We start from the raw sequence: 23100 nt of genomic DNA, 5'->3' as shown, positions 1-23100 counted from the left end.
TAATCTGTTTTATTTTTTTGGATTTCTATGGTATATTAGGTGTATGTGAAAGGGAGGATATAAATTGAAATATAAACTAATAGCCATAGATATGGATGGCACACTTTTAAATAGCAACAATGAAGTAAGTGAAAGGACTAAAAGAGCAATCTTAAAAGCAGGAGAGAAAGGTGTTTATGTTATCTTAGCAACCGGTAGACTGCTTCCTTCTGCAATTAAGTATTCTGATACGCTAGATCTTAAAACACCTATTATATCAAGTAATGGTGCTATTGTAATAGATGAAAACGAAAATATAATATATGAAAAATCTATTCACAAAAATACAGTTGAGACTATAACCCAGTTAGCAGATAGACATAAATTATATTACCATTTTTATACAAAGGATAGTTTTTATTCCAATCAATATGTTGAAGATATAATAGAGTTCTACAATCCAATAGGTATTAGACAAAGAGATAAGATAAAATTCAATCTATATAAAGATATAAAAGAAGTAGTCAATAAAAATATAGAGATATATAAATTTATTTTTATTGACAATGATACTAAAAAATTATATAAATTAAGAGAAGAACTTAAATTTATTGAAAATGTAAATATATGTAGTTCTTGGTCGAATAATGTAGAAGTAATGCAAAGAGAAGTTTCTAAGGGAAATAGTTTAAAATATCTTTGTGAAAAATTAAATGTGACGAGGGAGGATGTAATAGCTATAGGAGATAATGAAAATGATTTATCAATGCTGGATTTTGCAGGACTTGGAGTTTCAATGGGAAATGGTAATGAAAAGGTAAAATCATTTGCAGATGTGGTTACATCTACAAATGATGAAGATGGAGTAGCAGAAATAATAGAAAAATATATATTGTAAAGGAAAGTTATTATGTCACTTAATATAGTATTAGTAGAACCTGAAATACCTCACAATACTGGAAGCATTGCAAGAACATGCGCTCTTACAAACACAAACTTACACTTAGTAAAGCCACTAGGATTTTGTGTAGATGATAAGTATCTAAAAAGAGCAGGACTTGACTATTGGCATTTAGTAAATATAAATTACTACAATAGTTTAGAAGAAGTGGTTTTAAAACACCCAGATAATGATTTTTATTTTGCAACTACTAAAACAGAAAATTCATATACTGATTTTAAATATAGGGATGAATCTTTTTTTGTCTTTGGAAAAGAAACCAAAGGTTTAAGTAAAGAGATATTAGAAAAATATTGGGAAACTACGATTAAAATTCCGATGGTAGATATTAAAAGATCATTAAATCTATCTAATTCAGCAAACATCATTTTATTTGAAGCGCTAAGACAATTGAATTTTTCAAGTTTAAAGTAATATAAATAAAAATTTATTATAGGAGGAATAAGATGAATATTGCATTACCAGTATTAGGTGGTTTAGGTTTATTTCTATATGGTATGAATGTAATGAGTACAGGTCTTCAAAAGGCAGCAGGCACGAGGCTTAAAAAAATAATAGGAGCACTAACGCAGAATAAATTTTTAGGATTACTCGTAGGAATTGCTGTTACCATGATAATTCAAAGTAGTAGTGCTACTACAGTTATGGTTATAGGTTTTGTAAATGCTGGAATAATGTCACTTGTTCAAGCTACTGCAGTTATAATGGGAGCTAATATAGGTACTACTATCACAGCTCAGATTATTGCTTTTAATTTAACAGACTATGCTCCGCTAGCGGTTATAATAGGAATAATACTATTGTTGTTTACTTCTAAAAAGAAAACAAAAGAGCTAGGAGAGATTATAGTTGGTATAGGAATTCTTTTCATAGGTATGGATATGATGGGTACGGGACTTGAACCTTTAGCAAAATTACCAATATTTACTAAAATTATGAGTAGCTTAAGTAATCCAATCTTAGGATTGTTGATAGGTGCAGGACTTACTACGGTACTTCAAAGCAGTAGTGCTGCTACAGGACTTTTACAAGCTCTAGCAGTTCAAGGACTTATAAACATGAATGTGATTTTTCCTATATTACTTGGTGAAAATATAGGAACCACTACAACTGCTCTTCTATCTAGTATTGGAGCAAATAAGACTGCTAAAAGAGCAGCACTTATTCACCTTATATTTAACTTGGTTGGTACTGTCATATTTATGCTGGTTTTAAGATATCCTGTAGAATACATAGTGAAACTTTTATCTCCAGATAATCTTTCAAGACAAATAGCCAATGCGCATTCATTTTTCAATATACTAAATGTAGCTATACAGTTTCCATTTGCTATATATTTAGTTAAAGTTGTAGAAAGATTAGTCCCTGGTGAAGAAGTAGGAGAAAAACCAGCTACTATTTATTTAGATGAAAGAATATTAGAAACTCCATCAATAGCTATGGGACAAACTAATAAAGAAGTAGTTAGAATGGGAAGCATTGTATTAGATAATTTAAAATTAGCACATGAAGTTATAATAGATAAGAAATATAAAGAAGTAGAAAATATTTTAGGCACAGAGGTTTTAATAAATAAACTTGAGAGGGAAATTACTGATTATTTAGTAAAGCTTTCAAACGCTCCTATATCTCAAAAAGAACATGAAGAGGTAAATAGACTTTTATATACTATAGATGATATAGAGAGAATAGGAGATCATATTGAAAACATTGCAGAACTGGCTCAATATATGGAAGACCATGATTTGAGTTTTAGTGAAGAAGCAATGGATGGATTAAAAACTATGTTTGCACAGTGTGAAAACATAGTTGCTAAGACAATGAAAAGTTTTGAATTTACAAATGAGCAGTTAGCTAGAGAAGTTCTTGAGATAGAGAGTAAAATAGATATCTTAGAATCAGAAAATAGAGCAGGTCATATAGCAAGGTTAAATAAATCCATATGTACAACTGAGCCTGGGATAATGTTTTTAGATACAATTAGTAATCTTGAGAGGGTAGCGGACCACTCTGTAAATATAGCTATGTATGTATTGGATAATTACAAATAAAAATAAACTATAAAAGTACTTGTAAAATTATTTAAATAGAGTTATACTATAAGTGTAAGATTAAATATATAATGATATTGGATGAAGAATGCGGAAGAGACTATTTGAATATAGCGCCGAAGGAGTAAGTTATAAACTAGCCATGTATATCGATGCTCTCAGGCAAAAGAACCGTACTTGGACAAGCCTCTGAAAAGCGAAAGCACCGAAGGAGCAATCCTATATTTAGGAGAAACTCTCAGGTTATAAAACAGAGTAGATAGGCAAGGTTCTATTTACTCTGTTTTTTTTAATGTTTTTTACTGTTTATGATAAAAATATGTTATAAAAACTTTATATTGGGTAAAATTATAAGAATGTGAGAATATAAGCATTTTATAACTACTTAACAATTTTTAGATGTAATACAATGATATAGGGGGTAATACAATGATATATGATGTAATAATTATTGGAGGAGGTCCAGCGGGACTTAGTGCAGGTCTTTATGCTGCAAGAGCTAGAATGAGTACTCTAATAATAGAAAAAGATGCTTTTGGAGGTCAAATAGTTACTACTTCAGATGTAGAAAACTATCCGGGATCAATGGAAAGTCCTACAGGTCCTATACTTATCGATAGAATGATACAACAAGCAGAAGGATTTGGTGCTAAAAAGGTATCAGATACAATAGTTGAAGTAAATTTTAATGAAAAAATAAAAGTTGTAAAAGGTGAAAAAGAAGAATATAAAGCAAAAACTGTTATAGTAGCAACAGGTGCTGTTCCAAGACCTATGGGTTGCCCAGGAGAAAAAGAATTAACAGGTAGAGGAGTTTCCTATTGTGCTACTTGTGATGGAGCATTCTTTGAAGATTTAGAAGTTTATGTAGTAGGTGGAGGAGACTCAGCAGTAGAAGAAGCAATGTTTCTTACTAAATTTGCAAGAAAAGTTACTATTGTACACAGAAGAAGTGAACTTAGAGCTGCAAAATCTATTCAAGAAAAAGCATTTAAAAATGAAAAACTTGACTTTATATGGGATAGCGCTATAACTGAAGTTAAAGGCGAAGGAATCTTAGAATCATTTATACTTAAAAACCTTAAAACAGGAGAAGAAAAAGAGATAGTTGCAGATGAAGATGACGGTACATTTGGTATATTTGTATTCGTAGGATACTTACCAGCTACTAGTTTATTTACAGATAAGCTAGATATGGAAAGAGACTATTTAGTTACAGATGAGAACATGCATACAAATGTAGATGGTGTATTTGCCGCTGGAGATGTTAGAGCTAAATCATTAAGACAAGTAGTTACTGCAACTGCAGATGGAGCTATAGCAGCTGTTCAAGCTGAAAAATATATAGAAGATAACTTTGAAGACTAAAAAAATATAGGGGGTTTTTAAAAATGATAGAATTAGATAAATCAAATTTTGAAGAAGAAGTTTTAAAAGCAGAAGGAACGGTATTAGTTGATTTTTGGAGTCCAAGCTGTGAACCTTGTAAAGCTTTAATGCCACATGTTCATGATTTTGAAGAAACTTACGGTGATAAAATTAAGTTTTCATCTTTAGATATTACTAAAGCTAGAAGAGTTGCTATAGGACAAAAAGTATTAGGTCTTCCTGTTATAGCTATCTATAAAGATGGAGAAAAAGTGGATTCTGTAGTTGGAGAAGAAGCTACTACAAAATCTGTTGAAGAATTAATTAAAAAATACGCATAAAGCATATTTAAAAAGTTTTTAACCTTTATCAAGGTTAAGATATATATTTGTCAATATAAGAGGAGGTGAAATTATGCGTCTAGAATTAGGACACATCATTATAAAAGATGTCCAATTTGGTGATAACACCAAAGTAGAAGATGGTGTACTTTTCGTAAATAAGGAAGAACTAATAAACCTTATTAAAGAAGATTACCATTTATCTACAGTAGACGTTGAAATTGCAAGACCTGGAGAAAGCGTTAGAATTACACCTGTTAAAGATGTAGTTGAGCCTAGAGTCAAAGTAGAAGGTACAGGAGGAGTATTTCCTGGAGTTCTTTCTAAAGTTGAAACAGTAGGTTCAGGTAGAACTAACGTATTAAAGGGTTGTGCAGTTATGACTACAGGTAAGATAGTAGGTTTCCAAGAGGGTATAATTGACATGGTGGGACCTGGGGCCGAATATACACCGTTTTCTAAATTGAATAACGTTGTATTAATTTGTGAACCAAGGGAAGGATTAAAGCAGTATGATCATGAAAAAGCAGTTAGATTTGCTGGTTTCAAGGCCGCAGCTTATTTAGCTGAAGCTGCTAAAAACATAACACCAGAAAAAATAGAAACCTTTGAAACACTACCACTTGTAGAAGGAATGGAAAAATATCCAAATCTTCCAAAAGTAGCTTATGTGGCAATGCTTCAGTCACAAGGATTACTTCACGACACCTATGTTTATGGAGTAGATGCGAAACAAATAGTTCCAACTATTATTTATCCAACAGAGATAATGGATGGAGCTATAATCAGTGGAAACTGTGTATCAGCGTGTGATAAAAACACAACTTATCATCACATGAATAACCCAGTTGTACACGATCTTTTCGATAGACATGGTAAAGACTTGAACTTTGTGGGAATTATACTCACAAACGAAAACGTATATCTTGCTGATAAAGAAAGATCATCAAACTGGACTGCACAACTTGCAGAATTCTTAGGTCTTGATGGAGTAGTTATTTCTCAAGAGGGATTTGGCAACCCAGATACAGACCTTATAATGAACTGTAAGAAGATAGAAGCTAAAGGAATTAAAACAGTTATTATAACAAATGAATATGCTGGTAGAGACGGCGCAAGCCAATCTTTAGCAGATGCTCATTCTTCTGCAGATGCAGTAGTAACAGGTGGTAACTCAAACGAAGTTATAGTATTACCAAAGTTGGACAAAGTTATTGGAACATTAGATTACACTGATATTATAGCTGGAGGATTCGATGGTAGTTTAGCTAAAGATGGAACTATCACTGTAGAGATCCAAGTAATAACAGGAGCTACAAATGAATTAGGATTTAATAAAATGTCTGCAAGAATGAAATAAACAACTATAAAAAAATTTTACATGCGAGAGAGAGGATGTGGAGAATGACAATTTTCAATGAAAATTCAAAAGTAATTATAATTGGAGATAGAGATGGTATACCAGGTCCAGCAATGGAAGCTTGTGTAAACACCACACCTGCAGGTGAGATAGTTTTTTCATCTACGGAGTGTTTTGTCTGAACGGCTGCGGGTGCAATGGACCTAGAGAATCAAAGAAGGGTAAAAGAAATCACAGATAAATACGGTGCAGAAAATGTAGTTGTAGTTATCGGTGGAGCAGAAGCAGAATCAGCTGGACTTGCAGCTGAAACAGTAACTGCAGGAGACCCGACTTACGCAGGGCCATTAGCAGGAGTTCCGTTGGGACTTAAAGTATATCACGCAGTAGAACCAGAATTCAAAGCAGAAGTAGATGCTGAAGTTTATGAAGACCAAATCGGTATGATGGAAATGGTATTAGATGTAGATGAGATCGTAGAAGAAGTAAGTTCAATTAGAAATGAGCATGGGAAATTTAACTAATATGTGAATTTGAATTTATGAAAGGAGGGAAATATATGGATAAACTAAGAGTTGTGCATTATATTAACCAATTCTTCGCAGGTATAGGTGGAGAGGAGGTAGCTGATCACAGACCCGAAGTACGTGAAGGCGTAGTAGGACCTGGTATGGCTCTTCAAAGCGGATTTAAGGGAGAGGCTGAAATAGTTGCTACTGTAATATGTGGTGATACTTATTTTGGTGAAAACACCGAACAAGCTAAGAAGGAAGTATTAGAATTAATTAAAAAATATGATGCAGATTTATTCATAGCAGGACCAGCTTTTAATGCAGGTAGATATGGGTTTGCTTGTGGGACTATGGCAGAAGCCGTAGAAAAAGAATTAAACATTCCTTCTATTACAGGTATGTATATAGAAAACCCTGGTGCGGATATGTTTAAGAAATCCGTATATATAGTTTCTACTAAAGATAGTGCGGTAGGAATGAAGGATGCTGTAGCTAAAATGGCGCCTCTAGCTTTAAAACATGCTAAAGGAGAAGCAATAGGAACAGCAGCAGAAGAAGGATATATGGAAAGAGGAATCAGAGAAAACTACTTTGCAGAAAAAAGAGGTTCTGAGAGAGCTGTTGATATGATCATCAAAAAACTTAAAGGCGAAGAATTTGAAACAGAATATCCGATGCCTGATTTTGATAGAGTAGAAATAGCACCAGCCATTAAAGATATGTCTAAAGCTACAATTGCCATAGTAACTTCAGGAGGAATCGTACCTAAAGGAAATCCAGATCATATAGAATCTTCATCAGCTTCTAAATATGGTAGTTATGATATTTCAGGTGTAGATGTATTAACTGAAGCAACTTATGAAACCGCACATGGTGGATATGACCCTACCTATGCAAATGATGATCCAAATAGAGTACTACCAGTTGATGTATTAAGAGACCTTGAAAAAGAAGGTAAAATAGGAAAACTTTATGAGACTTACTTTGCAACTGTTGGAAATGGAACAGCGGTAGCTAGTGCCCAAAGTTTTGCAAAAGAGTATTCTCAGAAATTAAAAGAAGATGGCGTAGATGCGGTTATCTTAACTTCTACGTGAGGTACTTGTACACGTTGCGGTGCAACGATGGTAAAAGAGATTGAAAGAACTGGAATCCCTGTTGTTCATATCTGTACAGTAGTACCAATATCATTAACTGTTGGAGCAAATAGAATTGTTCCAGCAATAGCTATACCTCATCCACTAGGAAATCCAAATCTAGATGGCAATGAAGAAAAAGCACTTAGAAGAAAATTAGTTGAAAGAGCATTAAAAGCTTTATCAACTGAAGTAGACGAGCAAACTGTATTTGAAAATTAAAAGCAACAACTATAAAAGGGTGATGAAAATCACTCTTTTATAGAGAAATTACGGAGGTGTATTTATGAATTATTCAGTAGTAAAAGGCTCAAGTTATGTTCTTGTTCATGCTCCTGATATGGTTATCCATAACGGAACTACTCAAACAACAGAAAGACAGTTACATCCAGATTCAGAGTATCTTAAGACTCTTCCAGAACACTTAAGAAGTTTTGATGAAGTAGTAAATTACTTACCAAATCAAGTTTATATTGGAAATCACACACCAGCAGAGTTAAGAACTTACGAGCAACCATGGTTTGATAAAAAGATAGATGATGCAAGTAAAGATGGAAAATTTGGTGAAATCTTACCGCAACAAGAATTTATAGGATTAATAAAAATAGTAGATGCGTTTGACCTTGTAAAACTTGAAGAGAGTTTTACTGAAGAAGTACGTAAAAAATTAAGCGCACACCCATTAATAACTGAAGATATGGTAGCAAAACTTAAAAAAGGTGAAGATATTGAGCAAATAGAAAAATTAATATCTGAACAAGGTGCAGAAGCTATATATGATAATAGAAAAATAGTAGGCTGTGTAAAAAGAGCCCATGATATAGATTTAAACCTTACAGCACATGTATTATTCGAAAACTTAGTTGCAAAAGCTTCAGCAGGTTTAACAGCTTTAAATTTAATTGCTAAAAACAATATAAACCCAGAAGAAATAGATTATGTAATAGAATGTTCAGAAGAAGCTTGTGGAGATATGAACCAAAGAGGCGGAGGAAACTTTGCAAAAGCTATAGCAGAATTTGCTGGTCTTACAAATGCAACTGGTTCAGATACAAGAGGATTCTGTGCTGCTCCAACTCATGCATTAGTTCTTGCTGCATCACTTGTACAAGCTGGAACTTTCAAAAATGTAATGGTAGTAGCAGGTGGTTCTACTGCTAAACTTGGTATGAATGGTAAAGACCATATCAAAAAAGGTGTACCAGTATTAGAAGATGTGGTAGCTGGATTTGCTACACTAGTAAGTGAAAACGATGGTGTTAGTCCAGTATTTAGAACTGACATTGTTGGTACGCATAAAGTAGGAACAGGTTCATCACCTCAAGGGGTTATTACGTCATTAGTTACAGAACCATTAGATAGAAATGACTTAAAAATTACAGATATAGATGAGTATTCAGTAGAAATGCAAAACCCTGATATTACAAAACCAGCTGGGGCAGGAGATGTTCCTAGTGCAAACTATAAGATGATAGCAGCTCTTGGAGTAAAAAGAGGAGATCTTGAAAAGACAGAAATGCCAGGATTTATTAAAGATCATGGAATGGAAGGTTGGGCTCCAACTCAAGGACATATTCCATCAGGAGTTCCTTATTTAGGATTTGCTAGAGATGAAATAATGTCAGGAAAAATAAATAAGGTTATGTTTGTAGGAAAGGGAAGCTTATTCTTAGGTAGAATGACGAACTTATTTGATGGTATTTCCATAGTATTAGCTAAAAATGAAGGTAAAAAAGAAGCAAGTGAAGGTGTATCAGAAGAAAAGGTAAGAGGTTTAGTAGCTGAAGCTATGAGAGATTTTGCTTCCCATCTCTTAAACGAATAGGGGTGAAAAAATGTCAGAAAACAATGTAAAATCTATGATTGGTAAAGTCTTTAGCGATATAGCTGAAGGCATAGAAACTGGCCAATTTGGTAAAAAGATAAGAGTAGGTGTTACAACACTTGGCAGTGAATTAGGTACTGAAAATGTAGTAAAAGGTGCAGAACTTGCTCAAAAAAGAGATAGTTCTCTAGAAGTAGTTCTAATTGGACCTAAAGTAGATTCTTTTCTTACTCAAGAGATTGTATCAAATGAAGACGAAGGCTATAAAAAGATGGAAGAACTTTTAGATAGTGGAGAATTAGATTCTTGCGTTACTATGCATTATAACTTTCCTATAGGAGTTTCTACCGTAGGTAGAGTTGTAACTCCAGGTAAAGGTAAGGAAATGTTTATAGCTACTACTACTGGAACTTCTGCAATAAATAGAGTAGAAGCTATGATAAGAAATGGTATACACGGGATTATAACAGCTAAATCCATGGGTATTAAAAGACCAACTCTTGGAATTTTAAATGTTGACGGTGCAAGACAAGTAGAAAAAGCATTTAAAGAATTAGTTGAAAAAGGATATGATATAAACTTTGTAGAGTCTTCTAGATCAGATGGTGGATATGTAATGAGAGGAAATGATCTTTTACTAGGTACACCAGATGTTATGATTACGGATACTCTTACAGGTAACATTCTTATGAAAGTTTTCTCATCATTTACAACTGGTGGAAGTTTTGAATCTCAAGGATTTGGATATGGACCAGGTATTGGTGAAAAACAAGATAGAACAGTTTTAATCATCTCTAGAGCATCAGGGAGCCCAGTTATAGCTAATGCTATAAACTATGGTGCAGATCTTAGCCGTGGAGGATTAAAAGATATATATAAAGATGAATTTAAAAAGGTTCAAAAAGCTGGCTTAAAAGATATAATAGGAAAGCTTACTAAAGATGCTGCTCCTAAAGCACAAGAAGAAGAAGTAAAAGCTCCACCAAAAGAAACCGTAACAGGTACTATTAGTGGAATTGATATAATGGAATTAGAAGATGCTGTAAGTGTCCTTTGGAAAAATGGTATTTATGCAGAATCAGGTATGGGTTGTACTGGACCTATAGTTATGGTAAATGAAGCAAAATTATCTGATGCACTAAAAGCCTTATCCAACGGAGGATACGCAGTAGATGATAGTGATCCTTGCTAAACACTCCAAATTTTGGAGTGTTTTTTTTATAATGTTGAAAAACTTATTCAAATCAATTATAATTAAGATAAAGCAATAAAATTGAAGGAGGTTCAAAATGAAAAAGATAATAAGTATCGCCTTAGCAGTCATGTTAGTAGCTACAAGCTTAGTTGGATGTGCAGGGGATAAGGACAAGGGTAACACTGGAGATAGTGGTAATAAGCCTATAAAAGGTGCAGACATAACTCTTATCACAGACAAAGGCAATATAGATGACAAATCATTTAATCAAGGTTCTTGGGAAGGTGTTGTAGAATATGCCACAAAAGAAAAAATTCCACATACCTATATAAAGCCAGAAGAAGCTACAGACTCAGGTTACTTAGCAGCTATAGATCTTGCTGTTGAAGGTGGGGCAAAAGTGGTTGTAACTCCAGGATATTTATTTGAAGTTGCTATATATGATGCACAAACAAAATATCCAGATGTTAAATTTATATTACTAGATGGTACTCCTCATACCGCAGACTATGCTGATTTTACAATTAAGGAAAACGTTGCAAGCATAATGTATGCTGAAGAACAATCAGGATATCTTGCAGGATACGCTGCAGTTAAAGATGGTCTTACTAACTTAGGATTTATGGGTGGTATGGCTGTTCCAGCTGTACAAGCTTTTGGTTATGGTTATCTTCAAGGAGCAGAAGATGCTGCAAAAGAGCTAGATCTTCCAGATGGAGCTATAAAGTCAATTTACCACTATACTGGTAACTTTGAAGAAAACGATACAAATAAAGCAACAGCAAAAACTATGTACCAAGAAGGAATGGAAGTAATATTTGCTTGTGGTGGTTCAGTTGGTAAATCAGTAATGTCCGCAGCTAAAGAATCACAAGGAAAAGTTATAGGAGTTGACGTTGATCAAAGATATGATAGTGAAACTGTAATAACATCAGCTATGAAAGGTCTTTCATCTTCTGTAATGTCTGTTCTTGATTCAATATACAAAACAGATAAATGGTCTGATTTTGGCGGAAAATCAACTACTTTTAATGCAACAAACGAAGGTGTTAGCCTTCCTACAATTGTAATTGGTGATGAGAAAGCAGATGCATTTGATAGATTTGAAAAGTTTAGTAAAGAAGAATATGAAACATTATTTAAAAGCTTAGAAAATGGAGAAGTAGAAGTTAAGCGTACGATAGAAGTTAAAGATCCTTCAGGAAATGCTACTGCAGAGGAACTTACTTCTCAATTAAACCTTAAAAAAGTTAAAGTTACTACAAGATAGAAATACTATAATAGGTAAAATTAAAATCTATTTAATTTTTTAAAAAGATGAGGGAAGATTTAAATTTCCCTCATTTTTTAAACTGCTGGATTATTTATAAGATGCAGGAGGAGGTCAATATGGATAATTATATTATTGAAATGCTGGGTATTACAAAGATGTTTCCTGGAATAATTGCAAATGATAATATTACTTTGCAACTTAAAAAGGGAGAGATACATGCACTTTTAGGAGAAAATGGTGCTGGTAAATCTACCCTAATGAGTGTTCTCTTTGGACTATATCAACCTGAATATGGTGAGATAAGAAAAAATGGAGAAGTTGTAAATATAAACAATCCCAATGATGCCAACGATTTAGGAATTGGAATGGTTCATCAGCATTTTAAATTAGTGGAGATTTTTACAGTTCTTGAAAATATAATTCTAGGGGTTGAACCCAATAAAGCAGGATTTTTACAAAAAAGCGAAGCTAGAAAAAAAGTTGTAGAGTTAAGTGAAAAATATGGACTTAGTGTTGACCCTGATGCGTATGTTGAAGAGATTACAGTAGGTATGCAACAGAGAGCTGAAATATTAAAAATGCTTTATCGTGATAATGAAATCTTAATATTTGATGAACCTACGGCAGTTCTTACCCCTCAAGAAATAAGGGAGATTCTCCAAATTATGAAAGGTTTTGCAAAAGAGGGGAAATCTATTCTCTTTATTACTCATAAATTAAATGAAATTATGGAAGTTGCAGATAGATGTACTGTACTTAGGAAGGGTAAATATATAGGAACAGTGGATATAGAAGATACTACAAAAGAAGAGCTATCTAAGATGATGGTAGGTCGAGATATAAGTTTTAAAGTAAAAAAAGAAAAATCAAAACCAAAAGAAATAGTTCTATCAGTAGAAAATCTCACTGTACCTTCTAAAATTCATAAAAATAATGCTGTCAAAAATGTATCTTTTAATATAAAAGCTGGAGAAATTGTATGCCTCGCAGGTATAGATGGAAATGGTCAAACTGAACTTGTAAATGCTCTTACTGGGCTTGAAAAAGCTAGTTCAGGTACAATAAGACTTAAAGAAAGAGATATAACACGTGATAATATTAGAAAAAGATCTGCATCAGGAATGAGTCATATTCCTGAAGATAGACATAAACACGGATTGGTGCTTGAATATAAATTAGAAGAAAATCTGGTTCTACAAAGATATTGGCAGAAGGAATTTCAAAAAGGTGGATTTATAAAATTTGATAATGTTAGAAAATATGCTAATAGACTAATAAAAGAATACGATATAAGATCAGGACAAGGACCGGTTACTATAGTAAGAAGCATGTCAGGTGGAAATCAGCAAAAGGCAATAATTGCAAGAGAGATAGATAAAGAGCATGAACTTTTAATTGCAGTGCAACCTACAAGGGGATTAGATGTAGGTGCTATTGAATATGTACACAATCAATTAATTAAAACACGTGATGCGGGTAAGGCAGTATTTTTAGTATCATTAGAACTAGAAGAGGTTCTAAATGTATCGGACCGTATTTTAGTTATATATGAAGGTGAAATAGTAGGAGAACTTGATCCTAAAGAAACAACTCCTGAAGAACTTGGTTTATATATGTCAGGTGCAAAACGCAATACAGGTAAGGAGGCTAATGATGGAAAATAAAAATGATTTACAAATTAAAAAATTTAAATTTAAAAACATAACAGATAATGCTGGATTTTCTTCTTTTGCATCTGCTATGATGGCTATTTTCTTTGGATTAGTCTTTGGTTTTATAGTAATGCTTGTTGCTTCTCCTCCAAATGCAGTTGCTGGAATGAAGTATATTATTTTGGGTGGACTTGGCCGTTTGGGCGATGTGTTTTATTTTGCCACACCAATACTTATGACTGGACTTGCTGTTGGTTTTGCATTTAAGATGGGACTATTTAATATAGGAGCATCTGGACAATATACAATGGGGATGTTTTTTGCCTTATACGTTGGTTTTATGTGGGATATGCCAGATAGTATTCATTGGATAGTAGCAATCCTATCAGGAATGGTTGGAGGAATGTTATGGGGTCTTATTCCTGGTATATTTAAAGCTTTTTTAAATGTAAATGAAGTTATTACATCTATAATGTTTAACTATATAGGTATGTATTTAGTGGATATGCTTATTAAGGGCAATGGAACAATGTATAAATCCACTACAACAAGAACTAATTATCTTCCTTTAGAATCTCAAATTCCTTCTCTAGGAATTACAGGTACCAATGTGAACTTAGGTATAATATTTGCCGTATTAATTGGAGTTATAATATATATTATCCTTCAAAAAACTACATTTGGTTATGAATTAAAAGCCACAGGTTTTAACAAGTTTGCAAGTGAATATGCCGGTATGAAGGGCAAGACAAATATTATTCTTACAATGGCAATTGCAGGAGGTTTTGCGGGTCTTGGTGGAGCCTTTGCAATACTTGCACCATCTGGGATTTCAGGAAGCAGCATGACATATGAACCTATAAACATGATAGCCTCAGCAGGTTTTGATGGTATAGCTGTTGCACTTTTAGGGAGTTCTCATCCCATAGGTATAATATTTTCAGCCATCTTTATATCATATATCAAAAGAGGGGGGACTCTAACAAGTCTTGTGGGATATAAACCTGAAATAATAGATGTGGTTATAGCAGTTATTATCTATTTCTCAGCTTTTGCTGCTATAATGAATTCTGGACTTAGTAGAATTATAAAATCACGTTTTAAAAATAAAGAGCTTTCGCATATAGAAGAAGATGAACCAGAAACTACAGTAAAATCAAAAGATGATAATACAAAGGAGGAAGAATAATGGATACTATATACTATTTATTTCAAAATATGCTTCCTGTAGCCATATCCCTTCTTCTTGTAGCGCTTGGAGGAATGTTTAGTGAGATAGGTGGAATAATAAATATTGCACTTGAAGGTATAATGTTATTTGGGGCTTTTATAGCTGCACTATTTGTATATTCTGTTCAAGGAACAGATATGAGCCCTCAAACTATTTTGCTCCTAGGAATGGTTGTTGCAGCTATATCAGGACTTATTTACTCGCTACTTTTATCTTTTGCAGCAGTTACAATGAAGGCAGATCAAGTTATAACTGGAACTTCACTTAATATGCTTATTCCTGCAGCAATATTACTTTTTGCTAAGATGTTTTTTGGAAGCGATGGTATAACTACAAATGTTAATTTTTATATAAGAGAAGTACATATACTTGGAAAAATACCTGTGATTGGAAAACTCTTTTTTCAAAACACATATTTAACAGTTATGATAGGACTTGTGTTTTTAGTAATAGCAGTTATAATTTTTTATAGGACTAAATTCGGACTAAGACTTCGTGCATGTGGAGAACATCCTCATGCAGCAGATTCAGTTGGAATTAATGTTCATAAGATGAGATATGCAGGTGCAAGTATTTCAGGAATTTTAGCTGGAATTGGAGGTTTCTTTTATTCAGTTGGAATAACTGATGGAAATGTAAATGGTCACACTGGAGTTGCAGGTTTTGGATTTTTAGCTTTAGCTGTTATGATTTTTGGACAATGGAAGCCTATGAGAATTTTCTTTGGAGCTTTATTCTTTGCCTTTTTAAGAACACTTGCATACTCAGTTTCCCTGATACCGTTTTTATCAAATCTAGGAATAGATCAAACTTATTATAAGATGCTTCCTTATTTTGCTACCATGATAGTTCTTGCATTTACTTCTAAAAAATCAAGGGCTCCTAAGGCTGAAGGTATTCCCTATGATAAGTCTCAAAGATAAATTATTGGAAGTTAAATTATTAGATTTGAAAGAGAGCATAGCTCTCTTTTTTTTATAAAAATATAAATCATTTTGTACTTATTTAGATCTTTGATATAATATATAGTAAGTAGAAGGGATGATGAAAATGAAGCTGGGATATAATTTAAACTTAAAACAAACTCAAAAATTATCCATGACACCACAGTTACAGCAAGCTATCAAGTTACTGCAATTTAATAGTTTTGAATTAAATGAATATATAAAAGAACAAATACAGGAAAATCCGTTGCTCGAGATAGAAAGCAATAGAGAAGAGATAAAATCAAAGGATTTAGAAATAGAAAAAGAAAGAGAAATAGAGATAGATTGGAAAGAATATATAGAAAAATATGATGATATAAGCTATAAGCCTCAGATAGATAAAAATAAAGAAGAGATAAAATATGAAAATTTTGTAACTTATACACCATCTTTAAAAGAAGCCCTTTTAGAACAATTAGGAGTTCTACATGTAGATGAAGAAATAAGATTTATATCGGGTTATATAATTGAAAATTTAGATGAAAATGGTTATCTAAAGATCAATCTATCTGAAATATCATCTTTATTAAATATGAACATCGAGATAATAGAAAAAGCTTTAAAAACAGTTCAAACTTTAGAACCTACAGGAGTTGGAGCATCTGATTTAAAAGAATGCTTACTTCTTCAAATCCAAGAGAGAGGTGTAAATGGACTAATTGAAAAAATAATCAAAAATCATTTGGAGGATTTAGGATTAAATAAAGTAGTTAAAATTTCAAAAGAACTCAAGGTAGATATAAATAGGGTTCAAGAGGCAATCGATTACATCAAAACATTAGAACCAAAACCTGGAAGAGGTTTTAATAATAAAAACTTAGAAAGTACAAAGTATATTACGCCGGAAGCAAGTATTGAACTTATAGATGGAGAATATAAAGTTGTTTTAACAGAATCAGCAGGGCCAAGACTAAATATAAGTAGCTTTTATAAAGAGTTAATAGCAAAAAGTTCAGATGAAAGAGCTACAGCCTTTATGACTGAAAAATTGAACTCTGCTACATGGATGATTAAAAGTATAGAACAAAGAAGAAATACCATTAAAAAAGTAGTAGAATCAATACTTAAATATCAGAAGAAGTTTTTTACAGATGGAGAAAAAGCTTTAAAGCCCTTAACGTTAAAAATGATAGCAGAGGATATAGAAATGCATGAATCTACTATATCCAGAACTACAAATGGTAAATATGTACAAACGCCTAGAGGTATATTTGAATTAAAATATTTTTTTACTACCGCAGTTGTAACATCAGATGGAGATATTTCTTCTACAAGTATTAAATCTTTAATAGGAGATTTAATAGAAGGAGAGAATCTAAAAAAACCATATAGCGATCAGAAAATTGCAGATATATTAAAAGCAAAAGGAAAGACTATATCTAGAAGAACAGTAGCAAAATATAGGGACGAAATGGGGATTCCTTCTTCAACTATGAGAAAGAGGTTTGATTAATCAAGTATATTAAATATATTTAATATACTTAATATACTTGAATAAAATTATTACTTAATGTATAATATAATTAGTGGAATAGAAATTCTACTTTTTGTTTAAACTTACTGGGACAAAATATACTATAATGGGACAAAAAAATACCCGGCATGTTTTATAAATGGAGTGATAATATGAGGGATATAGAGATTATAAAAAAGATAGTTCCAGAAATAGATGAAGTCATTCAAAAAAGATATACCCTATTAAAATTTATATCTTATAATCAACCTATAGGAAGAAGAACTTTATCTACTAAACTTTCATTAAAAGAAAGAAATGTAAGAGATGAAGTAGAGATTCTTAGAAAACAAAATCTATTAAAAGTTGATAATATGGGTATGAATATTACATGTGAAGGTAAAAAAGTTTTAGATGAATTAAATGATATATATATTTATTTAAAAGGTATACCAAAACTTGAAGAAGAACTTAGAGATGCTCTAAATATTAAAGGTGTTATTATAGCTCCAGGAAATTGTAAAGAGAGTGATATAATAACAAAAGAAATGGGTAATATTACTTTTAGGGCATTAAAAGAGACTTTGCAAAATGGAGATATAATTGGAATAACTGGTGGAAGTACTATGGCTAAAGTTGCAGAACAAGGTGTCTTTGATAATATTAAAAGGGATATAGTAGTTATTCCCGCTAGAGGTGGACTTGGAAAAGATTTAAATACACAGTCAAATTCTATAGCAGCAAAGCTTTCTGAAGGACTTGGTGGAAGTTATAGGCTTTTATATATACCTGACAATCTGGAAAAAGAAGCACTAGATTATATGCTAAAAAACGAAGAGATAAATGAATCAATAAATTTAATAGAAAATATTAATACATTATTATTTGGAATTGGTAGAGCTGACACCATGGCAAAAAGGCGTAATTTAAATCAAGAAAAAATTGATTCCTTACTAGATAAAGGGTCAGTAGCAGAAGCCTTTGGTCATTTTTTCAATATAGATGGAGAAGAAATATGGGAATATAAGACCATAGGACTTTCCTTAAAAAGATTTAAAAAAATAGAAAATCTTATAGGAGTAGCAGGAGGTGAGGAAAAGGCTGAGGCTATAATGGCAATATCAAGCTTAAACACTAACATGATACTTGTTACTGATGAAAGTGCAGCAAAGAGGATTTTAAAAATAAGGAGGAATTATTAATGGGTATGAAAGTTGGAGTAAACGGATTTGGTAGAATAGGAAGAGATTTTGTAAGGGAATACTTTGAGTGCGGGATAGAAGATTTCGAATTAGTAGCTATAAATGCATCAGGTGATCTAAAGAATTTAGCTCTTTTATTTAAATATGATTCTGTATATGGTAAATTTAAAGGTGAAATAGAAGCTGTTGAAGATGGCTTTATTATAAATGGTAAAAAGGTTACAGTTACAGCCCAGAGAGATCCAGCCCAAATTCCTTGGAAAGAATTAGGCGTAGAACTTGTAGTAGATTCAACTGGAGCATTTAAAGACAAAGAAGGACTTTCTAAACATATAGAAGCTGGAGCTAAAAAAGTAATAATTACAGCACCTGCTAAAGACCCAGACATTACAATAGTAATGGGAGTAAACGATAAATTATATGATAGTGAAAAACATAATATAATTTCAAATGCATCTTGTACAACAAACTGCTTAGCACCTGTTGCCAAAGTAATACTTGAAAAATTTGGAGTTAAAAAAGGTCTTATGACTACAGTTCATGCTTATACTGGAGATCAACAATTGCTAGATAAAAGGCATTCAGATCCAAGAAGAGCTAGAGCTGCAGCATTAAGCATGGTACCTACTACAACAGGAGCTGCCAAAGCTGTTAGCTTAGTGCTTCCAGAATTAAAAGGTAAATTAAATGGATTTGCAATAAGAGTTCCAGTTCCTACTGGATCACTAGTAGATGTTACTTTCCAAGTAGAAAAGAACACTACAGCAGAAGAAGTAAATAAGTTCTTAAAAGAAGCAAGTGAAAATGAATTACAAGGAATATTAGGATTCTCAGAAGAACCTCTAGTTTCTGTAGACTATGTAGGAGATCCAAGATCTTCAATAGTAGATTCACTATCTACTATGGTAATAGATGATATGGTAAAAATAGTATCTTGGTATGATAATGAGTGGGGATATTCTAGAAGAGTTATAGACCTTGCACAACTTGTAGCTACTAAATAGTTAAATTTAAAGTCGGGTCTTTTAAAAGACCCGACTACTAATATTGGGGAGGGGGAAGTTTATGCTAAATAAAAAGACCTTAAAAGATATGGATGTAAAAGGAAAAAGAGTATTAGTTAGATGTGACTTCAATGTTCCTATGAGCGAAGATGGTGAGATTAAAGATGATAAGAGAATTAAAAGTTCTCTTCCTACTATAAAATACCTTTTAGAGAATGGGGCTAAAATAATACTTATGTCCCATTTAGGTAGACCAAAAGGTGAAGCAAATCATAAATATAGTTTAAAGACTGTTTCAATTAGATTAAGTGAACTTTTAGGGAAAAAAGTAAAGTTCCTACAAGATGATAATGTGGTTTCAGAAAAAGTAAAACAAGATATAGATTCCATGAATGAAGGAGATATAGCTCTTTTAGAGAATACTCGTTTTAGAAAAGAAGAAACTAAAAATGGAGAAGAATTCCAAAAACAACTTGCATCTCTTGGAGATTTATTTATAAATGATGCTTTTGGCACATCGCATAGGGCTCATGCTTCAAATGTTGGAGTTTCAACCCACCTTCCATCAGCACTTGGATTTTTAGTAGAAAAAGAAGTAGATATAATGGGAAAAGCTTTAGATAATCCTGAAAGACCATTTTTAGCTATTCTTGGAGGAGCAAAAGTTTCTGATAAGATAGGAGTTATAGATAACCTACTTGAAAAGGTAGATTCTATAATAATAGGTGGAGGTATGGTCTATACTTTTCTTAAGGCAAAGGGATTAGAAGTTGGTACTTCACTTTTAGAAGAAGATAAAGTTTCTCTAGCTACAACTCTTTTAGAAAAAGCTAAAGAAAAAGGTGTAGATTTAGTACTTCCAGTAGACATAGTAGTAGCAAAAGAATTTAAAAATGATACAGAATTTAAAACAGTTGATATAGATAAAATGCCAAACGATATGATGGGACTTGATATTGGAGAAAAATCTATTAAGCTATTTGCTCAAAAGATAAAGAATGCTAAGACAATAATCTGGAATGGACCTATGGGAGTATTTGAAATGGAAAACTTTAAAAAAGGAACATACGATATAGCAAAGGCTCTAGCTAACTCCGATGGAGTAACTATAATAGGCGGGGGAGATTCTGCATCTGCTGTGGAAGAGGCAGGCTACTCCCAAAAGATGACTCACGTTTCTACCGGTGGAGGAGCATCACTTGAACTCTTAGAAGGAAAAGTTCTACCAGGGATAGAAGCTATTTCTAATAAATAAAATTTTAAGGAGATGGTAAAATGCGAACTCCTATAATCGCAGGAAATTGGAAAATGCATAATAATATAGAAGAGAGTTTAAAACTTGTAAGGGCTATCAAATCTTATGATCTTGCAAAAAATGTTGAAAAGGTCGTTTGTGTTCCATTTACAGATTTAAAATCTGTTAAAGAAGAGATAAAAGGAACGGATATAAAACTTGGTGCACAAAATATGCACTTTGAAGAATCTGGTGCTTATACTGGAGAAATATCAGCATCTATGTTAAAAGAAATAGGAGTGGATTATGTAATAATAGGACATTCTGAAAGAAGAGAGTATTTTAATGAAACAGATGAAACTGTAAATAAAAAGATAAAAACTGCTATAAAGCATAATATAAAACCTATACTTTGTGTAGGTGAAACATTAGAACAAAGAGAAGCAAATGAACAAAAGAAAATAGTAAAAACTCAAATAGAAGGCGCTTTAAAAGATATAGAAACTAGAGATATAGAGGAAATAGTGGTAGCATATGAGCCGATTTGGGCAATAGGAACAGGCAAGACTGCATCATCAATAGATGCAGAAGACATGATTAAATTTATTCGTGAAACTATAAATAGCTTATATGGAAGCTTAAGTCAAAAGGTAAGAATCCAATATGGCGGAAGTGTAAAACCAAGTAATATTGTAGAACTTATGGAAAAAGAAGAAATCGATGGAGCTTTAGTTGGAGGCGCAAGCCTTAAAGCAGAAGATTTTGTAAAACTTGTAAACTTTTAATTGGAGGAATTAATATGAGTAAAAAACCAGTATCTCTAATTATACTAGATGGGTGGGGGATTGGTAAAGATTACCCGGGAAATGCAATTACACTTGGAAATACTCCAAACTTTGATAGACTTATGAAAGAAAATCCTAATACTACTTTAGATGCAAGTGGAATAGCTGTAGGACTTCCAATTGGACAGATGGGAAATTCTGAAGTAGGACATATAAATATAGGATCAGGACGGGTAATCTATCAAGAACTTCCACGTATTACAAATGCTATTGAAGATGGAAGCTTTTTTGAGAAAAAAGAATTTCTTTCAGCTATAGAAAATGCTAAAAAAAACAATAGCAAAGTTCATCTTATAGGGCTTGTTTCTGATGGCGGAGTTCATAGCCATGTAAAACATTTATATGGATTGCTAGAACTTATGAAGAGAAAAGATTTCTCTGATGTATACGTACATGCTATATTAGACGGAAGAGATGTACAGCCTACAGATGGTAGGGGACAAATAGAAGAACTTGAAGCTAAAATGAAAGAAATTGGTGTAGGAAAAATAGCAACTGTATCTGGAAGATACTACACTATGGATAGAGACAAGAGATGGGAAAGAACAAAACTTGGCTATGATGCAATCGTTCATGGTGAAGGTTTAAAAGAAGCAAGTGCCATAAAAGCTATAGAAGATTCCTATAAAGTAGGGGTTACAGATGAGTTTATAATGCCTACTGTTATTGAAAATAACGGAAAACCAGTAGCTAAGATAGAAGATGGAGATAGTGTGATATTCTTTAACTTTAGACCAGATAGAGCAAGACAAATCACTCGTGCTATAGTAGATACTGATTTTGATGGATTTGATAGAGGTAAGAAGGTAAATACATTCTATGTGAGTATGACTCAATATGATAAGACTATAAGTCATGTAATGGTAGCTTACACTAGTGAGCCTCCTATAAATACACTTTCTCAATACGTTAGTCTAAACGGGTTAAATCAACTTAAGATGGCCGAAACTGAAAAATATGCTCATGTTACTTTTTTCTTTAATGGAGGGATAGAAGAACCTTATATAAATGAAGATAGAGTCTTAATCCCATCACCAAAAGTTGCAACTTATGACCTTCAGCCAGAGATGAGTGCCAAAAGTATAAAAGAAAACTTGATTGAAAGAATAAAGATGGATAAATATGATTTAATAGTTGTAAACTTTGCAAATCCTGATATGGTAGGTCATACTGGAGTTATTCCCGCTGTAGTAAAATCAGTAGAAACAGTAGATATGTGTCTTGGAGAAGTTTTAAAAGTGATAGAGGAAAAAGGCGGAAGCGCACTAATTACAGCAGACCATGGGAATTCAGAAGAATTATTAGATGATGAGGGAAAGCCAGTAACAGCTCATACAACTAATAAAGTTCCACTTATTTATGTAGGTGAAGAAAAGATAAAATTAAAAGAAGGAAGACTTTCAGACTTAGCACCTACTTTATTAGAACTTATGGGTCTTGAAAGTCCAAAAGAAATGACTGGTAAAAGCTTAATATTAAGGGAGGAATAAAT

General features: G+C 32.7%; 20 protein-coding genes and 2 riboswitches. All 20 genes read left to right on the top strand.

The window, feature by feature from the left end; all coding sequences use genetic code 11:
• Positions 1 to 64 precede the first annotated feature (64 nt).
• The 20 genes from TICRE_RS00900 to gpmI all read left to right on the top strand — a co-directional run bounded on the left by TICRE_RS00900 (position 65) and on the right by gpmI (position 23098).
• On the top strand, positions 65 to 877 hold the full coding sequence (locus TICRE_RS00900) for a Cof-type HAD-IIB family hydrolase (RefSeq protein WP_075724178.1): 813 nt from the start codon (positions 65 to 67) through the stop codon (positions 875 to 877).
• 12 nt (positions 878 to 889) lie between these two features.
• Positions 890 to 1354: a tRNA (uridine(34)/cytosine(34)/5-carboxymethylaminomethyluridine(34)-2'-O)-methyltransferase TrmL gene (trmL, locus tag TICRE_RS00895; RefSeq protein WP_075724176.1), complete on the top strand. Its 465-nt coding sequence runs from the start codon at positions 890 to 892 to the stop codon at positions 1352 to 1354.
• 32 nt (positions 1355 to 1386) lie between these two features.
• The gene (locus TICRE_RS00890) at positions 1387 to 2991 is read left to right on the top strand and encodes a Na/Pi cotransporter family protein (RefSeq protein WP_075724174.1); all 1605 of its coding nucleotides are present in this window, start codon (positions 1387 to 1389) and stop codon (positions 2989 to 2991) included.
• 81 nt (positions 2992 to 3072) lie between these two features.
• A riboswitch (glycine riboswitch) is annotated at positions 3073 to 3175 on the top strand.
• 3 nt (positions 3176 to 3178) lie between these two features.
• A riboswitch (glycine riboswitch) is annotated at positions 3179 to 3247 on the top strand.
• Positions 3248 to 3420: 173 nt separating this feature from the next.
• The gene (gene trxB / locus TICRE_RS00885) at positions 3421 to 4359 is read left to right on the top strand and encodes a thioredoxin-disulfide reductase (protein ID WP_075724172.1); all 939 of its coding nucleotides are present in this window, start codon (positions 3421 to 3423) and stop codon (positions 4357 to 4359) included.
• Between the two features lie 23 nt (positions 4360 to 4382).
• On the top strand, positions 4383 to 4700 hold the full coding sequence (gene trxA / locus TICRE_RS00880) for a thioredoxin TrxA (protein ID WP_075724170.1): 318 nt from the start codon (positions 4383 to 4385) through the stop codon (positions 4698 to 4700).
• A gap of 73 nt (positions 4701 to 4773) precedes the next feature.
• Entirely contained in the window at positions 4774 to 6060 is a 1287-nt protein-coding gene (locus TICRE_RS00875) for a glycine/sarcosine/betaine reductase component B subunit (protein ID WP_075724168.1), read from the top strand.
• 44 nt (positions 6061 to 6104) lie between these two features.
• Entirely contained in the window at positions 6105 to 6584 is a 480-nt protein-coding gene (gene grdA / locus TICRE_RS00865; protein ID WP_084191681.1) for a glycine/sarcosine/betaine reductase complex selenoprotein A, read from the top strand.
• A gap of 35 nt (positions 6585 to 6619) precedes the next feature.
• Positions 6620 to 7930 carry a glycine reductase complex selenoprotein B gene (gene grdB, locus TICRE_RS00860; RefSeq protein WP_084191679.1) on the top strand — a complete coding sequence of 437 codons (1311 nt, stop codon included), beginning with the start codon at positions 6620 to 6622 and terminating at the stop codon, positions 7928 to 7930.
• A 64-nt stretch (positions 7931 to 7994) separates the two neighbouring features.
• On the top strand, positions 7995 to 9533 hold the full coding sequence (gene grdC / locus TICRE_RS00850; protein ID WP_075724158.1) for a glycine/sarcosine/betaine reductase complex component C subunit beta: 1539 nt from the start codon (positions 7995 to 7997) through the stop codon (positions 9531 to 9533).
• 10 nt (positions 9534 to 9543) lie between these two features.
• The gene (gene grdD / locus TICRE_RS00845) at positions 9544 to 10725 is read left to right on the top strand and encodes a glycine/sarcosine/betaine reductase complex component C subunit alpha (RefSeq protein WP_075724156.1); all 1182 of its coding nucleotides are present in this window, start codon (positions 9544 to 9546) and stop codon (positions 10723 to 10725) included.
• 97 nt (positions 10726 to 10822) lie between these two features.
• Positions 10823 to 11998 (top strand): BMP family lipoprotein, encoded by a 1176-nt coding sequence (locus tag TICRE_RS00840; RefSeq protein ID WP_075724154.1) that lies wholly within the window; start codon positions 10823 to 10825, stop codon positions 11996 to 11998.
• Between the two features lie 119 nt (positions 11999 to 12117).
• Complete coding sequence (locus TICRE_RS00835) at positions 12118 to 13665, top strand: ABC transporter ATP-binding protein (protein WP_075724152.1); 1548 nt, start codon at positions 12118 to 12120, stop codon at positions 13663 to 13665.
• Entirely contained in the window at positions 13655 to 14842 is a 1188-nt protein-coding gene (locus TICRE_RS00830; RefSeq protein WP_075724150.1) for an ABC transporter permease, read from the top strand. Before TICRE_RS00835 ends, TICRE_RS00830 begins: the two co-directional genes overlap by 11 nt.
• Positions 14842 to 15807, top strand: a complete 966-nt coding sequence (locus TICRE_RS00825; RefSeq protein ID WP_075724148.1) for an ABC transporter permease — start codon at positions 14842 to 14844, stop codon at positions 15805 to 15807. The genes TICRE_RS00830 and TICRE_RS00825 overlap by 1 nt, the downstream gene beginning before the upstream one ends.
• Before the next feature lie 121 nt (positions 15808 to 15928).
• Positions 15929 to 17323: an RNA polymerase factor sigma-54 gene (gene rpoN / locus TICRE_RS00820; protein WP_233120112.1), complete on the top strand. Its 1395-nt coding sequence runs from the start codon at positions 15929 to 15931 to the stop codon at positions 17321 to 17323.
• 173 nt (positions 17324 to 17496) lie between these two features.
• A complete protein-coding gene (locus tag TICRE_RS00815; protein ID WP_075724144.1) occupies positions 17497 to 18525 on the top strand; it encodes a sugar-binding transcriptional regulator in 1029 nt (342 codons plus the stop codon).
• Entirely contained in the window at positions 18525 to 19529 is a 1005-nt protein-coding gene (gap, locus tag TICRE_RS00810; protein WP_075724142.1) for a type I glyceraldehyde-3-phosphate dehydrogenase, read from the top strand. The genes TICRE_RS00815 and gap overlap by 1 nt, the downstream gene beginning before the upstream one ends.
• Before the next feature lie 61 nt (positions 19530 to 19590).
• A complete protein-coding gene (locus TICRE_RS00805; protein ID WP_075724140.1) occupies positions 19591 to 20784 on the top strand; it encodes a phosphoglycerate kinase in 1194 nt (397 codons plus the stop codon).
• A 20-nt stretch (positions 20785 to 20804) separates the two neighbouring features.
• Positions 20805 to 21548 carry a triose-phosphate isomerase gene (gene tpiA, locus TICRE_RS00800; protein WP_075724138.1) on the top strand — a complete coding sequence of 248 codons (744 nt, stop codon included), beginning with the start codon at positions 20805 to 20807 and terminating at the stop codon, positions 21546 to 21548.
• A gap of 14 nt (positions 21549 to 21562) precedes the next feature.
• Entirely contained in the window at positions 21563 to 23098 is a 1536-nt protein-coding gene (gene gpmI / locus TICRE_RS00795) for a 2,3-bisphosphoglycerate-independent phosphoglycerate mutase (RefSeq protein WP_075724136.1), read from the top strand.
• Positions 23099 to 23100: the final 2 nt, after the last annotated feature.

Source organism: Tissierella creatinophila DSM 6911 (assembly GCF_001940565.1).
Classification (GTDB): domain Bacteria; phylum Bacillota; class Clostridia; order Tissierellales; family Tissierellaceae; genus Tissierella_A; species Tissierella_A creatinophila.
This window is presented reverse-complemented; position numbering and strand designations above follow the sequence as displayed.

Bases quoted from the DNA above. Each gene is read 5' to 3' on its own strand.
- TICRE_RS00825 (WP_075724148.1), top strand. From the start codon at position 14,842: ATGGATACTATATACTATTTATTTCAAAATATGCTTCCTGTAGCCATA.
- rpoN (WP_233120112.1), top strand. From the start codon at position 15,929: ATGAAAATGAAGCTGGGATATAATTTAAACTTAAAACAAACTCAAAAA.
- TICRE_RS00840 (WP_075724154.1), top strand. From the start codon at position 10,823: ATGAAAAAGATAATAAGTATCGCCTTAGCAGTCATGTTAGTAGCTACA.
- TICRE_RS00890 (WP_075724174.1), top strand. From the start codon at position 1,387: ATGAATATTGCATTACCAGTATTAGGTGGTTTAGGTTTATTTCTATAT.
- grdD (WP_075724156.1), top strand. From the start codon at position 9,544: ATGTCAGAAAACAATGTAAAATCTATGATTGGTAAAGTCTTTAGCGAT.
- TICRE_RS00805 (WP_075724140.1), top strand. From the start codon at position 19,591: ATGCTAAATAAAAAGACCTTAAAAGATATGGATGTAAAAGGAAAAAGA.
- trxB (WP_075724172.1), top strand. From the start codon at position 3,421: ATGATATATGATGTAATAATTATTGGAGGAGGTCCAGCGGGACTTAGT.
- trmL (WP_075724176.1), top strand. From the start codon at position 890: ATGTCACTTAATATAGTATTAGTAGAACCTGAAATACCTCACAATACT.
- gpmI (WP_075724136.1), top strand. From the start codon at position 21,563: ATGAGTAAAAAACCAGTATCTCTAATTATACTAGATGGGTGGGGGATT.
- grdC (WP_075724158.1), top strand. From the start codon at position 7,995: ATGAATTATTCAGTAGTAAAAGGCTCAAGTTATGTTCTTGTTCATGCT.
- gap (WP_075724142.1), top strand. From the start codon at position 18,525: ATGGGTATGAAAGTTGGAGTAAACGGATTTGGTAGAATAGGAAGAGAT.
- TICRE_RS00830 (WP_075724150.1), top strand. From the start codon at position 13,655: ATGGAAAATAAAAATGATTTACAAATTAAAAAATTTAAATTTAAAAAC.
- tpiA (WP_075724138.1), top strand. From the start codon at position 20,805: ATGCGAACTCCTATAATCGCAGGAAATTGGAAAATGCATAATAATATA.
- TICRE_RS00835 (WP_075724152.1), top strand. From the start codon at position 12,118: ATGGATAATTATATTATTGAAATGCTGGGTATTACAAAGATGTTTCCT.
- TICRE_RS00875 (WP_075724168.1), top strand. From the start codon at position 4,774: ATGCGTCTAGAATTAGGACACATCATTATAAAAGATGTCCAATTTGGT.
- TICRE_RS00815 (WP_075724144.1), top strand. From the start codon at position 17,497: ATGAGGGATATAGAGATTATAAAAAAGATAGTTCCAGAAATAGATGAA.
- trxA (WP_075724170.1), top strand. From the start codon at position 4,383: ATGATAGAATTAGATAAATCAAATTTTGAAGAAGAAGTTTTAAAAGCA.